Origin of the sequence: Streptococcus sp. A34, from assembly GCF_043674115.1 — a bacterium.
GTDB lineage: Bacteria > Bacillota > Bacilli > Lactobacillales > Streptococcaceae > Streptococcus > Streptococcus suis_V.
Window position 1 is genome coordinate 17,367 of sequence record NZ_JBIMJM010000026.1, and the last position, 14,272, is coordinate 31,638.

The 14,272-nt window shown below is 42.4% G+C and carries 14 protein-coding genes and 1 pseudogene; 11 read left to right on the forward strand and 4 right to left on the reverse strand.

All coding sequences use genetic code 11. The annotated features are described in order from the left end of the window. Nucleotide 1: 1 nt before the first annotated feature. The 7 genes from ACHBGV_RS07350 (at nt 2) to ACHBGV_RS07380 (ending at nt 7,056) form a co-directional block, all read left to right on the forward strand. The gene (locus ACHBGV_RS07350; protein WP_105110886.1) at nt 2–694 is read left to right on the forward strand and encodes a methionine ABC transporter permease; all 693 of its coding nucleotides are present in this window, start codon (nt 2–4) and stop codon (nt 692–694) included. Nucleotides 695–775: 81 nt separating this feature from the next. Then, nucleotides 776–1,861 (forward strand): iron-containing alcohol dehydrogenase family protein, encoded by a 1,086-nt coding sequence (locus tag ACHBGV_RS07355; protein ID WP_394736008.1) that lies wholly within the window; start codon nt 776–778, stop codon nt 1,859–1,861. Then, nucleotides 1,854–2,795 carry an L-lactate dehydrogenase gene (locus tag ACHBGV_RS07360; RefSeq protein ID WP_172021269.1) on the forward strand — a complete coding sequence of 314 codons (942 nt, stop codon included), beginning with the start codon at nt 1,854–1,856 and terminating at the stop codon, nt 2,793–2,795. Before ACHBGV_RS07355 ends, ACHBGV_RS07360 begins: the two co-directional genes overlap by 8 nt. 588 nt (nt 2,796–3,383) lie before the next feature. Beyond that, a complete protein-coding gene (gene glyQ, locus ACHBGV_RS07365; protein ID WP_172094720.1) occupies nt 3,384–4,301 on the forward strand; it encodes a glycine--tRNA ligase subunit alpha in 918 nt (305 codons plus the stop codon). Then, nucleotides 4,301–6,337, forward strand: coding sequence for a glycine--tRNA ligase subunit beta (glyS, locus tag ACHBGV_RS07370; protein ID WP_394736009.1), 2,037 nt, complete (start codon nt 4,301–4,303; stop codon nt 6,335–6,337). The genes glyQ and glyS overlap by 1 nt, the downstream gene beginning before the upstream one ends. A gap of 29 nt (nt 6,338–6,366) precedes the next feature. Next, on the forward strand, nt 6,367–6,780 hold the full coding sequence (locus tag ACHBGV_RS07375; protein ID WP_394736010.1) for a hypothetical protein: 414 nt from the start codon (nt 6,367–6,369) through the stop codon (nt 6,778–6,780). 18 nt (nt 6,781–6,798) lie between these two features. Further along, nucleotides 6,799–7,056, forward strand: coding sequence for a DUF896 family protein (locus ACHBGV_RS07380; RefSeq protein WP_024378147.1), 258 nt, complete (start codon nt 6,799–6,801; stop codon nt 7,054–7,056). Nucleotides 7,057–7,094: 38 nt separating this feature from the next. Here the strand turns inward: ACHBGV_RS07380 and ACHBGV_RS07385 are convergent, their stop codons facing one another. The 3 genes from ACHBGV_RS07385 to recX all read right to left on the reverse strand — a co-directional run bounded on the left by ACHBGV_RS07385 (nt 7,095) and on the right by recX (nt 8,859). Then, entirely contained in the window at nt 7,095–7,412 is a 318-nt protein-coding gene (locus ACHBGV_RS07385) for a DUF960 domain-containing protein (RefSeq protein ID WP_105122486.1), read from the reverse strand. Between the two features lie 60 nt (nt 7,413–7,472). Then, the gene (locus ACHBGV_RS07390) at nt 7,473–8,006 is read right to left on the reverse strand and encodes a DUF402 domain-containing protein (RefSeq protein WP_105110663.1); all 534 of its coding nucleotides are present in this window, start codon (nt 8,004–8,006) and stop codon (nt 7,473–7,475) included. A 76-nt stretch (nt 8,007–8,082) separates the two neighbouring features. Next, nucleotides 8,083–8,859, reverse strand: coding sequence for a recombination regulator RecX (gene recX / locus ACHBGV_RS07395; protein ID WP_394736011.1), 777 nt, complete (start codon nt 8,857–8,859; stop codon nt 8,083–8,085). A 37-nt stretch (nt 8,860–8,896) separates the two neighbouring features. Between recX and rlmD the strand changes: the two are divergent. Beyond that, nucleotides 8,897–10,246: pseudogene (rlmD, locus tag ACHBGV_RS07400) on the forward strand (23S rRNA (uracil(1939)-C(5))-methyltransferase RlmD); the annotation flags it as partial. 320 nt (nt 10,247–10,566) lie between these two features. Here rlmD and ACHBGV_RS07405 read toward each other — a convergent pair. After that, nucleotides 10,567–11,367 (reverse strand): hypothetical protein, encoded by an 801-nt coding sequence (locus tag ACHBGV_RS07405; RefSeq protein WP_394736012.1) that lies wholly within the window; start codon nt 11,365–11,367, stop codon nt 10,567–10,569. A 140-nt stretch (nt 11,368–11,507) separates the two neighbouring features. On the opposite strand from ACHBGV_RS07405, the gene ACHBGV_RS07410 reads away from it, so the two are divergent. The 3 genes from ACHBGV_RS07410 to optrA all read left to right on the forward strand — a co-directional run bounded on the left by ACHBGV_RS07410 (nt 11,508) and on the right by optrA (nt 13,971). Continuing rightward, the gene (locus ACHBGV_RS07410) at nt 11,508–11,705 is read left to right on the forward strand and encodes a JAB domain-containing protein (protein ID WP_394736013.1); all 198 of its coding nucleotides are present in this window, start codon (nt 11,508–11,510) and stop codon (nt 11,703–11,705) included. A 25-nt stretch (nt 11,706–11,730) separates the two neighbouring features. Beyond that, the gene (locus tag ACHBGV_RS07415) at nt 11,731–11,790 is read left to right on the forward strand and encodes a hypothetical protein (RefSeq protein WP_237052231.1); all 60 of its coding nucleotides are present in this window, start codon (nt 11,731–11,733) and stop codon (nt 11,788–11,790) included. A gap of 213 nt (nt 11,791–12,003) precedes the next feature. Next, on the forward strand, nt 12,004–13,971 hold the full coding sequence (gene optrA / locus ACHBGV_RS07420) for an ABC-F type ribosomal protection protein OptrA (protein WP_099809080.1): 1,968 nt from the start codon (nt 12,004–12,006) through the stop codon (nt 13,969–13,971). Nucleotides 13,972–14,272: the final 301 nt, after the last annotated feature.

Consider the following 14,272-nt stretch of genomic DNA (forward strand, 5'->3'; position numbering starts at 1 on the left):
GATGAATCAGTGGATTGAAACAACATTTGAAAATGTGATAAAAATGGGCTGGGATACGCCTTACGGTTGGTTGCCAGCCATTCAGGCGACCATTTATATGACCTTCTGGTCCTTCATCTTTGGAGGCCTTTTGGGCTTGGTCGGAGGTCTTCTTTTGGTATTGACAGGCCCTCGTGGCATTTTGGAAAACAAGTATGCGTTCTGGATTTTGGACAAGGTGGCCTCTCTTTTTCGGGCGGTTCCCTTTATCATCCTTTTGGCTGTCCTCAACCCTGTAACCCGTGCGATTGTAGGAACAGGTATCGGTCTCAAAGCTGCCTTGGTCCCTCTGTCCCTGTCTGTATTTCCATTCTATGCCCGTCAGGTTCAGGTTGTCTTGTCAGAGTTGGACCGGGGTGTGATTGAGGCAGCCCAGTCAGTAGGAGCCACTATTCCTGATATTATCAAGGTTTACCTACGCGAAGGTCTGCCAGACTTGATTCGTGTAACAACCCTGACTCTGATTTCCCTGGTTGGTTACACCGCTATGGCAGGTGCCATTGGTTCCGGTGGCCTAGGTAACGTCGCTATTTCCTATGGTTATAACCGTTCGGATGATGATGTAACCTTGGTTGCGACACTCCTCATCTTGATCATGATCTTCTTCATCCAGTTTGTCGGAGATTTTGTGACCAAGAAAATCAACCATCGTTAATAGACAGAAAACAAAGATGTCGGCTAATGGTTGATATATCTTTGTTTTTTTCATATCATAAATAAAAAAGAGGTGAATAGTATGGAATTTGAAAAATTAGTGCGGGGTGAGCCGGGGCAATATGTGGCATCCAGCGGTGCCATTAAAGAATTGCCAGCAAGATTGGTAATCTTCCAGCAGCCGGTCATTGTGACAGGGCAGAAATCCTATGCGGCCTTTGTCAAACACGGTGGCAATCAACCCAATTGGCCGGTGCTCTTCTATGACCAGACAGCCAGTCATGAAGATATGAATCGCTTGGCAGAAAAGGCTAAAAGTCTAGGTGCAGATGTCTTGATTGGCGTAGGTGGCGGCAAGGTCATGGATACGACCAAGGGGATAGCCGACCGTCTGGGTATTGAGGCGGTTTTTGTACCGACCCTGGTTTCTACCTGTGCCTGCTCGACCCCGCTCTTGGTGGCCTATCATCCAGACCATACCTTCAAGTCTATTGATTACTGCCAACGGTCGGGTTTTATGACGGTGGTGGATTATGACCTGCTATTGGATTCGCCACGGGAGTTTTTCATTTCAGGCATTTCGGATACCCTGGCTAAATGGTATGAGCTGGAGGCGATTCACAGAGGGAAAAATCGTGCGGACCTGCCTGCCCTTGTTCAACTGGCGCTAGCGACAGCCAAGGTCTCGCTGGATATTTTACTTCAGGACACGGAGACAGCTGTTGCGGATTTTGACCAGAACAAACTTAGTCCAGCCTTTCAGCGGATTGTGGATACGACCTTTGCCATTGCGGCTAATGTCGGCTGTCAGACCAGCGACTATGTATCGGGGGCTCACGCTCTTCATAATGGATTGACCCTGCTCCATGAAACCCACAGCATTGCCCACGGACTCAAGGTTTCTTATGGGATTTTGGTGCAATTATGCCTGACGGGTGACAGGGATGAGGTCAGAAAACTCCTGCCTTTTTACCAAAAGAACGGCTATATCTATTCTTGGAAACAGCTGGGTGTGACGGAGGATAGGGCAGCTGCTATGCAAAAGGTGGCTGAGTTTGCGACCTCTAGCAAGGAAAGCTACATCAATATTGATCAGAATATTCAAACTCAGGATGTGGTTAAGGCCATGTTGACCTTGGAAAGTCTGGTGGAGGAAGTCTATGGCTAGAAAAATCGGTATCATAGGTCTGGGCCATGTCGGAGCCACCCTCCTGCATGATTTGGTGGCAGGCAATCTCTTTGACGACTATGTCCTGATTGACAAGAATGAAGAGAAACTTGCGGCAGATATTCTGGATATGGAGGACCGTGTGGCCAATACGGGGCAGTCTGCCACTTTCATTGCCAATGATTACAGTGCTCTATCGGACGCAGATATTATCGTGTCGAGCCTTGGGAAAATCAGTCTCCAGGCCAATGCGACCAATAGCCGCTTTGCGGAACTGCCTTTCACTAGTCAAGAGGTCAAGGAAGTCTCGAGCAAGTTGGTTGCTTCAGGTTTTTCTGGTATTTTGATTGTCATTACGAATCCCGTCGATGTCATCAGTCAGCTCTATCAGACCTATACTGGCTTTCCTCGCGAGCGGGTGATTGGCACGGGTACATTGCTGGATACGGCGCGGATGAAGCGTGCGGTGGGGCGGCGGTTTGGACTCTCTCCAATAGCCATCTCAGGCTACAATCTGGGTGAGCATGGCAATTCTCAATTCACTGCGTGGAGCCAGGTGGTGGTGGCGGGTCAGCCTATTCAGGCACTTTTGCCCAAGAAAGAGCTGGACCAGCTGGCAGAGGAGGCGCGCATGGGCGGACACACCGTCTTTTTCGGCAAGGGCTATACCAATTTTGCCATCGCAGCGGCAGCCAAACGCTTGGTTGAGGCGGTTTTGGGCAATAGCAGAGCAGTGCTACCGGTTTCTCATTACCAGCAAGAGTACGGGGTTTATCTAGGTTATCCAGCAGTCATCGGCAGAGAGGGCATTGTAGACAGGGTGCGACTAGACTTGACCCAGGAGGAATGTGACCTCCTAGCAGCATCTGCAATGCAAATCAGTAGTCGAGTAGAGATTGCCCAGACAGGAGACTGGGATAGCTTGAGTTTGTGATATGGTAGTAGACAAAGCCCAGTAAATCTGCTATACTATTCAACAAGAAAGAAGGTTGTTTCAGCATCTTTGTTTAGCGAGCTTGGGAGAGTGGGAGCCGAGCCGGGGTGGAAATAATTGGCGCTTTCAGTGAAAAAATTATATAAAATGAAGTAATAAATTAGGGTGGAACCGCGTTCTCAACGCCCCTATGTCGCAAGGCAGGGGGGAGAGAAGGTGGTTCTTTTTCGCACCTGTACATCTTTCGGTTTATCTTTTACTACGTCGACGAATGATGAAACTCCGTTTCTTCATTACCAACCTCAAACAATTGTTATTGTTTGAGCTCGCTTTGCCGTACTCCAGTACAGCCTGCAGCTCGTTGTCTAGTACTAAAAGCAAACTAAAAGATGGTATTTAAAGAAAGAGGATTTTATGTCAAAAATTTCACCTAGACATTGTCAGTAGCCTCCTTTCTCCGTCAGTCGGGCTGACAAACGGAAGTCGCTAGGGCGAACTTCCTAGCCTATGCACTAGTTCCGGTTCTTAAAAAAATGTCGTTTTAAGAACTGGAACGTCACCAAATCATCTAATAGAAAGAAGAACAATATGTCAAAAAAGCTTACTTTTCAAGAAATCATCCTGACCTTACAACAATTTTGGAATGAGCAGGGGTGCTTGCTCATGCAGGCTTATGATACGGAAAAGGGTGCGGGTACCATGAGCCCCTACACTTTCTTGCGTGCGATCGGTCCTGAGCCTTGGAATGCGGCTTATGTTGAGCCAAGTCGTCGTCCTGCGGACGGTCGTTACGGGGAAAATCCCAACCGTTTGTATCAGCACCACCAATTCCAAGTGGTTATGAAACCGTCGCCTTCTAATATCCAAGAACTCTACTTGGAATCTTTGGAGCGTTTGGGCATCAATCCTTTGGAGCATGATATTCGTTTTGTTGAGGATAACTGGGAAAACCCATCAACAGGATCAGCTGGTCTGGGCTGGGAAGTTTGGTTGGATGGTATGGAAATCACCCAGTTTACCTACTTCCAACAGGTCGGTGGCTTGGCGACAGGTCCTGTCACAGCCGAAGTAACTTATGGTTTGGAGCGTCTGGCTTCTTACATTCAAGAAGTTGACTCCGTTTACGACATCGAGTGGGCAGACGGTGTTAAATACGGTGAAATCTTTATCCAGCCAGAATATGAGCATTCAAAATACTCCTTTGAAGTATCCGACCAAGATATGCTCCTTGAAAACTTCACCAAGTTTGAGAAAGAAGCAGAGCGGGCTTTGGAAGAAGGCTTGGTTCACCCTGCCTTTGACTATGTGCTCAAATGTTCTCATACCTTTAACCTGCTGGATGCCCGTGGAGCTGTGTCTGTAACCGAGCGTGCAGGCTACATTGCCCGTATCCGTAACCTAGCTCGTGTCGTTGCTAAGACCTTTGTGGCTGAGCGTAAAAAATTAGGCTTCCCACTTTTAGACGAAGCAGCACGAGCAGAATTGTTGAAGGAGGACGCAGAATAATGACAAAGAATTTACTTGTTGAACTTGGCTTGGAAGAAATCCCTGCCTACATCGTAACCCCAGCCATGCACCAGTTGCGTGACCGCATGGCGACTTTTTTGACAGACAATCGCTTGGCTTTTGACAGCATTGATGTTTTTTCAACGCCACGCCGTTTGGCTGTTCGTGTGCGTGGTTTGGCAGACCAGCAGACTGATCTTACAGAAGATTTCAAGGGTCCTGCTAAGAAAATTGCCTTGGATGCAGATGGAAACTTCACCAAAGCTGCTGAAGGCTTTGTCCGTGGTAAAGGCTTGACGACAGCTGACATCGAATTCCGCGAGATCAAGGGTGAAGAGTATGTCTACGTGACCAAGCACGAAGCTGGTCAGCCAGCTAAGGCAGTCTTGGCGGGCATTCCAGAGGTCTTGAAGGCTATGACCTTCCCTGTCAGCATGAACTGGGCTTCCAACAAATTCGCCTACATCCGCCCTGTCCACACCTTGACCGTTCTCTTGGACGATGAATCATTGGATATGGATTTCTTGGACATTTCGTCCGCTCGCATCAGCCGTGGTCATCGTTTCCTTGGAAATGAAACTGAGATTGCAAATGCAGATTCTTACGAGGCTGACTTGCGTGCACAGTTTGTCATTACAGACCCCGCAGAGCGTCAAAATATGATCGTCGAGCAAATCAAGGCTATCGAGAACGAACACAATGTGACAGTTGAGATTGACCAAGAACTGCTCAATGAAGTTCTCAACTTGGTCGAGTACCCAACTGCCTTTATGGGTTCTTTTGACACCAAATACCTGGAAGTGCCAGAGGAAGTTTTGGTCACTTCTATGAAAAATCACCAACGTTACTTCGTGGTGCGTGATAAGGCTGGCAAACTCTTGCCAAACTTCATCTCTGTCCGTAACGGGAATGACCAGTACCTTGACAATGTCATCAAAGGGAATGAAAAAGTCTTGGTGGCACGTTTGGAAGACGGCGAGTTCTTCTGGCGTGAAGACCAAAAACTCAAGATTGCTGACTTGGTAGAACGCCTCAAAGTCGTGACCTTCCATGAGAAAATCGGCTCACTTTACGAGCACATGGAACGCACCAAAGTTATCGCAGAAAAACTGGCTGACTTGGCAGGCTTGTCTGCGGATGAAAAAGCAGATGTGGCACGTGCGGCGGACATCTACAAGTTTGACCTCTTGACAGGCATGGTCGGCGAGTTTGATGAATTGCAAGGGATTATGGGTGAGAAGTATGCCCTTCTTGCAGGGGAAAAACCTGCGGTGGCAGCAGCAATCCGTGAGCACTACTTGCCAAACTCAGCAGAAGGCGAATTGCCTGAGAGCAAGGTCGGTGCGGTCTTGGCACTGGCTGACAAATTTGATACCCTCCTATCTTTCTTCTCAGTAGGCTTGATTCCTTCTGGCTCAAACGACCCTTACGCTCTTCGTCGTGCAACACAGGGTATCGTGCGGATCTTGGAAGCGTTTGGTTGGGAAATTCCATTGGATCAGCTGATTGCGGAGCTCTACAGCTTGAATTTTGCTAGCTTGACTTATGACAACCAGCCAGCTGTTATGGACTTTATCCGTGCCCGTGTAGAGAAAATGATGGATAAGGCTATTCCGAAAGACATCCGTGAGGCTGTACTGGCCAGCTCAACCTTTGTCGTTAGACTGCAACTGGCAGCCAGCTCTGCTATTTTCCAAAAATCAAAAGAGGCTGACTACAAGGAAGCCGTGGAAAACTTGTCACGGGTCTTCAACTTGGCTGAAAAGGCGGAGGCGACTGCGATTGACAAGGCCCTCTTTGAAAATGAGCAGGAGAAAGCCCTTGCTGCAGCAGTGGCAGGCTTGGAATTGACGGAAGACATGGCAGGTAACTTGGACAAGCTCTTTGCTCTCAGCCCAGTCATCGCGGCCTTCTTCGACAATACCATGGTTATGGCAGATGACGCAGCAGTCAAAGCCAACCGCTTGGCTCTTTTGAAAGCCTTGGCGGATAAAGCAAGTGCTGTGGCGGTCTTCAATCTCTTGAATAGTAAGTAGGTAGTATGTCTCTTTTCAGAATTATAGAGTTGTATGTTATCATTCCTTTGCAAGCTTTGGCGATCATTGTTCTTATGTTTTTCTTTATTCGTTGGATGTGGCGAACATCTAAGATAGAAAAGGGCAATGCTAAACCTGCTATTCGCAAAAAGTCCAAACAGAAACTTTGTACTGCTGAAACGCAAGGGCGTTTTATGAGGCAACTACGTTTTAAGAAGAATTATGTCTATGTTTATGCTTATGATGTGGATGGAAAAACCTATGAAATTTATGATGTTATAATTTATAGGATAGGTGAAGTTATTAAGTTAGGTCCAATTCCGGTTAGTTATACAGGCAAAAGACAATTAGAGAATGTTGATGTGGTGAGAATTTCCTATAATCCTCTGATGCCACAGGAAGCGTATTTACCGGACAATCAAGGGAAGTGGACCGTGTTTTAAGAGATAAAAGGAGTTATTATGGAACAAGCAAAAATTGATCGTATCAATGAATTGGCCCGCAAGAAAAAGGCGGAGGGCTTGACAGAGGAGGAGTTGCAGGAACAAGCTGCTCTTCGTGAGGAGTACATCGAGGGCTACCGCCGTAGTGTGCGTGCCCATGTCGAAGGCATCAAGATTGTCGATGAAGACGGCAATGATGTGACGCCTGAAAAACTCCGTCAAGTCCAACGTGAAAAAGGCTTGCACGGACGTAGCTTGGACGACCCTAATTCCTAAGACAAAGAAAAGGCTTGAGTTTCGGCTCAAGTCTTTTGCTATATATAATTCAATTCCTTCGGCAGGGCGACGGTTTCTTGCCCCTCTTTATCGAATACCAATACTGTTGACGGGAAGAAGGGGTCGAATTTGTTTTGGAAATCAATGGTGAGAACCTCTTTATAGCCTTCCTGTGAAAAGGTAATGCTGAGTTTGCCCTTGCGATTTTTCAGGGAGAAGCGCAGAACCTTTTTCAAGGGCAGGACTCCTTTTAAATAATTGTCAATGATAAACCAAAAATGGTCGATCACTTCGCCAGGAAGGGAAGTGACAACGCCAAAGCTGGCATAGCGCCCTTTTGTCTCTTGAAATGCCATAGTGACCTCCTCTCAGGTAAGAAAAAAGCCTGAAAAACAGGATTTTCTTTATAAATGACTTTATCGATTTCGCAGTTCTAAATAGCGTTTGTACCAAATGTTGACATAGGCTGGTGAGAAGGGACCGCGCTGATTGTTGATCCAGTCTACCAGGATTTTGACATTTTCCTTCAAGATATAGTCAATATCCGTCGAATAATTCATCGATTTCCGGTGGCGCTCGTACTCATCTACATCCAGCAATCGCTTTTCTCCATCCGCAAAGACTTTTACGTCTAGGTCATAGTCGATGTACTTCAAAGCCTCATTGTCTAGGACATAGGGGCTGGCAAGGTTGCAGTAGTAAGAAACCCCGTTCTCTCGAATCATGGCGATGATATTGAACCAATATTTTTTATGGAAATAGACAATAGCAGGTTCTCTTGTCACCCAACGTCGACCATCATTTTCAGTGACTAATGTATGATTATTGACTCCAATGATGGCATTTTCTGTTGTTTTTAGTACCATGGTGTCACGCCAGGCGCGATGAATTTCACCATCATGTTTATAACTTTGAATTGTAATAAAGTCGCCTTCTTTTGGTAATTTCACCTTGTTACCAACTTTCTACTATTACAATTTATCTTGACTATTATATCATATTTTTGGCACTTGGGCGAAATTTTTGTCATAGATAGTCGCGTAAAGCCGAACGAATGTCACCATAATCATAGCCTTTTCGGGCCAGGGCTTGGGTCAGACGTTGTTGAAGCTCATAGCCTTCATATTTTCGGCTATATTTGCGGTATTGCTTGTTCAGTTCTTTTTCTAACAAATCGGCTTCTGCCTCTTCATCACTGTCCAAGTCCAAGTTAGCTACCACGCTTTTGGCCAGTTCATAGGAGAATCCCTTAGTCACCAGTCCTTGGGCAATCTTATCCTGCAGGGCGCGGAGAGGCAATTTGTGACCATATTTTCGTACAATCTTGTCTCCAACCTTTGCCGCTAGCTCAGAAAAGTCTGTATCTGTCAGTGCCTGGTCAATCAGGGATTTTTCAAGACCCTTGAGCTGCAATTTTTGCCGAAGGACAGCTGGCCCCTTGTCCCCGTTCAAGCTATTCTGCCGAACAAAAGTTTCCGCATAGGCTAGGTCGTTGACCCAGTTTTCCTCCTCTAGATTGCGCAAAATTGCTGGGATGGTGTTCTCATCAACTTCGTACTTTCGCAGATAGTCAGCCACTTCCTTCTTGGTCCGCTGCTTAAAGGAAATAAAATAAAGAGCCAGGTTTTTCCCATAAGAAAATTGGGCAAAGTCCCGAATCTCCGCCAACTCCTGTTCAGAAATTTCCTTGTCCTTGGTCAGCATAAAGCGTACAATGGTGTCCTCAGTGATATAGAGCTTATCTGAACTATCCAGCTCCAGCAAATAGAGCCTTTTTTTCTTTTCAATCTTTGTTACTCTCATTCTTTCATTATACAGGAATTTTCGGTAAAATAGAAACATGAATCTACAAGTAAACCAACGAATTCCTCTAAAAATCAAGCGCATGGGCATTAACGGCGAAGGTATCGGTTTTTACCAGAAAACTCTCGTTTTTGTCCCTGGCGCTCTCAAGGGAGAAGAGATTTATTGTCAAATTACCGATGTCAAGCGGAATTTTGTCCAGGCCAAGCTTCTGAAAATCAATAAAGAGTCCAAGTTTCGTGTCCAGCCAGCCTGCGAGATTTACCAGGCCTGTGGTGGTTGCCAGATTATGCACCTCCGCTATGACAAGCAGATGGACTTCAAACAAGATTTGCTGCTACAAGCCCTGAAAAAATTCAAACCAGCAGGCTATGAACATTTTGACATCCGTCCGACCATCGGCATGGACCAGCCCACCCACTACCGAGCAAAACTGCAGTTCCAGACCCGCTCCTTTAAGGGCAAGGTGACTGCTGGACTCTACGCAGAAGGTAGCCACCGCTTGATTGGGATTACAGATTGTCTAGTCCAAGATGAAGAAACCCAGACCATTATCAATGCCGTGTCAGACTTACTGACCAAGCATCGGATTCCTATTTACAATGAGCGAAGAGAGCAGGGGATTCGGACGGTGATGGTGCGTCGTGCAAGACAGACAGGGCAGGTTCAATTAATTTTTGTGACTTCCTGTCAGGTGAATTTGACGCGATTGATTGAGCAATTGACGAAGCAATTTCCTGCCATTGTCACCGTTGCCCTCAACTGGAACCAGTCCAAATCCAGCGAGATTTATGGGGAACGGACGGAGATTTTATGGGGACAAGAAGCCATTTCCGAGGCTGTTTTGGACTATGAATTTTCACTGTCACCTCGGGCATTTTACCAGCTAAACCCGCAGCAGACGGAAGTTCTCTATGGCGAGGCTGTCAAGGCACTGGATATTTCTGGCGATGAAGATTTGATTGATGCTTACTGTGGCGTGGGAACCATTGGCTTTGCCTTTGCACGAAAAGTTAAGTCTGTTCGAGGTATGGATATCATACCTGAAGCCATTGAAGATGCCAAGGCCAACGCTCAACGAATGGGACTGACCAATACCCACTACGAGGCTGGTAAGGCAGAAGAGATTATTCCTAAGTGGTACACAGAAGGCTATCGCGCAGATGCCTTAGTGGTCGACCCACCACGGACTGGACTCGATGATAAACTCCTCAAAACCATCTTGGAATACAAGCCAGCGAAAATGGTCTATGTATCCTGCAACGTTTCAACCCTAGCCAGAGATTTGGTAGAGTTAACCAAGGCTTATAAGGTTGAGTACATCCAATCCGTTGATATGTTTCCACATACTGCACGAACAGAGGCGGTTGTGAAATTGTCCAAACGAGATATCAACCATCATATTGATCTTGAAATCAATGAAGAAGATCTCAAAGATATTTCTGTCAAGAAGGAAGCCACTTATTCAGAAATCAAAGATTATGTCTTTAGAAAATTTGAATTAAAAGTATCTACCCTTAACATTGCACAAGTTAAAAGGAAACTTGGGATAATTGAGCGAGAGAACTATAATCACTCTAAGAAAGAAAATCAAAGAGTTCCAAATTGTCCACCCAAAAAAGAACAAGCTATCATCGATGCGTTAACTTGGTTTGGAATGATTGAGTAATTAAATAAATTAAAAAGTGCAGAATTGATCTGCACTTTTTAACGTTCATAATCATTTGTATTGCGATTTTTACTTATTTGTTTTTGGTGTAATTTTTTGTGTTTTTCGATGCGTTCAAATACTTTTTTCTTATCATTTTCAGTGAGATAGTTTTGAAAATCTTCGTATAGGTTCATTGCAGGCTGCACTTCCTTCAATAGCGAATCCATTTTTTTCTCCGCTTCTTTTTGTTCAGCAATGCGTACTGACCTCTCATGTTGAAGTTGTACTCTAGCTCTTTTCAATTCACCAGTCAATTGGCTAATTTTCTTTTTTAATCCTTTGACAATACTATTGTTAAAGACTTTATCAATAAAATCGTCTAAAATTTGTTTCATAGGTTTGGTATTTACTTGGTATAACATTTTTTCAAAAATTTTTAAAGGTACAACTGCAAATTTTTCTTTTTTTCCAATTAGTCCACGTTCCTCTACTTTAAAGTCCTTGGTAAATAGGTAATTCTTATCCTCTTTAATTCCAATATCCTTTAATAATTGTTCGTTGATAGCATTTATAGCTTTTTCTTGAGCTAATAGTAATTCTAGTTTATCAGCTTTAGCTTCAAACTTTTCATCTAACTTATTAACAGACTCTTGCTTTGAATGGATGACATTATCATATTGTTCAATTGATTGTGTTTTTCTATCAATCTCTTTTTCAAGTGTATTCAACTTCTCTTTCTTTTTTGCAAATTCTTTTTCTACTTTTGAGACCTCAGAAGTGATTTCAGCTTTAATCTCATTCAGTTTCTTTCCTTTTTCCTCCTCAAGTTCAGCCATCATTTCTTTATATTCACGCATAGATTGCTAAAGTTATTTAAAGTTATTTAAAGTTATTTATGGTTTTTTAAGTCCAGAAGTGATATAATATAGTTATAAGGAGAGATAAATTTGAAGATACTTTAAAATCTATTCCTTTTTTAAGTGGCGAATTTGAAAATATGTATGACAAAGAACATTTTGTAGTTGCTTATTTAGATAAAGAAAATAAATTATTAGGATCTGAAAAAATTTCAACTGGAACTCTTGATTCTTCAATAGTCCACCCTAGAGATGTAATGAAAAAAGCAATACAATATGGTAGTGATAGATTAATTCTCGCTCATAACCACCCTTCTGGAGATCCTATTACCAAGTAAAGCAGATACGATGATGACAGACAGGATGAACAAATTATGTGAATTGATGGGGATTCCTTTAATTGATCACGTGATTGTCGGATGAGATAACGGATCAGTTACTTTGTTTTTATCAGAAAAGGTGTAAGCTAAAACTTAGGTTAGCCATTGCGCTAGCGATTTGGTACAATAAGGGGGAAGTTGAATTATATTTGAAACGATAGGAGGGAGAAGCAAATGAAATCTACAACTAAAGTAACATTTAAAGAACTCCATGTATAGGTGGCTGTGACAAGCTTTACATGGAGTAGAATAATTATTGTCCAAAGCCACCTTTGCAATTGCTAGTACTAACGCAAAGGAGGATATGAAAATGCAATACAAAATAATTAATGGTGCCGTTTACTATGATGGTAATATGGTGTTGGAAAACATCGGTATTGAAATCAATGATAATGAAAAGATTGCTATTGTTGGTAGAAATGGATGTGGAAAAACAACCTTGCTAAAAGCTATTATAGGCGAAATTGAATTAGAAGAAGGAACTGGTGAAAGTGAGTTTCAAGTAATAAAGACCGGTAACCCTTATATTAGCTATTTAAGACAGATGCCTTTTGAAGATGAAAGTATATCAATGGTGGATGAAGTCCGTACGGTATTTAAGACGCTTATTGATATGGAAAACAAGATGAAACAGCTGATAGATAAAATGGAGAATCAATATGATGATAAAATCATCAATGAATACTCTGATATCAGTGAAAGGTATATGGCTCTTGGAGGTCTAACCTACCAAAAAGAATATGAAACGATGATTCGTAGTATGGGTTTTACTGAAGCAGATGATAAAAAACCCATTTCTGAATTTTCAGGTGGTCAGCGAACTAAGATAGCTTTTATAAAAATACTTTTAACAAAGCCAGACATTCTATTACTTGATGAACCTACTAACCACCTTGATATAGAAACAATACAATGGTTGGAGAGTTATTTGAGAAGTTATAAATCTACATTGGTTATTATTTCCCATGATAGAATGTTTCTTAATCGAATTGTGGATAAGGTTTATGAAATCGAATGGGGAGAGACCAAATGTTATAAAGGTAATTATTCAGCCTTTGAGGAGCAAAAACGAGAAAATCATATCAAACAGCAAAAAGATTACGACTTGCAACAGATAGAAATTGAAAGGATTACACGCTTGATTGAACGTTTTCGTTATAAACCTACGAAAGCTAAAATGGTGCAATCTAAAATTAAATTATTACAGCGTATGCAAATATTAAATGCACCAGACCAATACGATACAAAAACTTATATGTCTAAATTTCAACCGAGAATCAGTAGTTCAAGGCAAGTATTAAGTGCTTCAGAACTTGTGATAGGCTATGATACTCCTCTTGCAAAGGTTAATTTCAACCTTGAAAGGGGACAGAAGCTTGGAATTGTTGGGAGTAATGGTATTGGTAAATCCACGTTGCTTAAAACACTTATGGGTGGTGTGGCAGCATTGTCTGGAGATTTTAAATTCGGATACAATGTTGAAATTAGCTATTTTGACCAACAGCTTGCTCAAATCAGTGGAGATGATACACTATTCGAAATTTTTCAAAGCGAATACCCTGAGCTAAATGACACAGAGGTCAGAACTGCTCTTGGCTCATTTCAGTTTAGTGGAGATGATGTTTTTAGACCGGTGTCCTCTTTGTCAGGTGGAGAAAAGGTTAGATTGACATTATGTAAATTATTATATAAACGTCCTAATGTTTTAATCTTAGATGAACCGACAAACCACATGGATATTATTGGAAAAGAGAATTTAGAGAATATCTTATGCAGTTATCAAGGTACAATTATTTTTGTGTCACATGATAGATATTTTACTAATAAGATTGCTGACAGATTACTTGTTTTTGATAAGGATGGTGTAGAGTTTGTACAATCTACTTATGGTGAGTACGAGAAAAAAAGGATGAATTCTGAAAAGCCATTTAATAACATTAAAGTTGAGCAGAAAGTAGAGAAAAATAACACAGTAAAAGGCGATCGTAACTCCATTGAGAAGGAGAAGGTTAAGAAGGAGAAACGAATTGAAAAGCTTGAAGTGTTAATAAATCAATATGATGAAGAATTAGAAAGATTGAATAAAATCATTTCTGAACCAAACAATTCTTCTGATTATATAGTACTGACGGAAATACAAAAATCAATTGATGATGTTAAAAGGTGTCAGGGTAATTATTTTAATGAATGGGAACAGTTGATGAGAGAATTGGAAGTTATGTAATTTTTGAGTTATGCAATAAGGATGTAAAAGTGTTAATGATACATTCTGGTTGTTGAAAATGTAAAAAAATTAATGAATTTTTATTAGATATAATCGCTATGTGAAGACCTTTTGAGTTTGCCGCATAGCGGTTTTTATTATCTATACTTTGGAATTGTCAAGAAAAGTGTAGTCGTATAAACTCACTAAATTTCCTTTGATTGTTATGCTGCCAGAAGTTGTTCGTAACCGCCCAATAACAAGGTATCTATCCAATCACTCCTTCCTCCAGTATACTGTTATAAAAAACAAACTGGAGGAT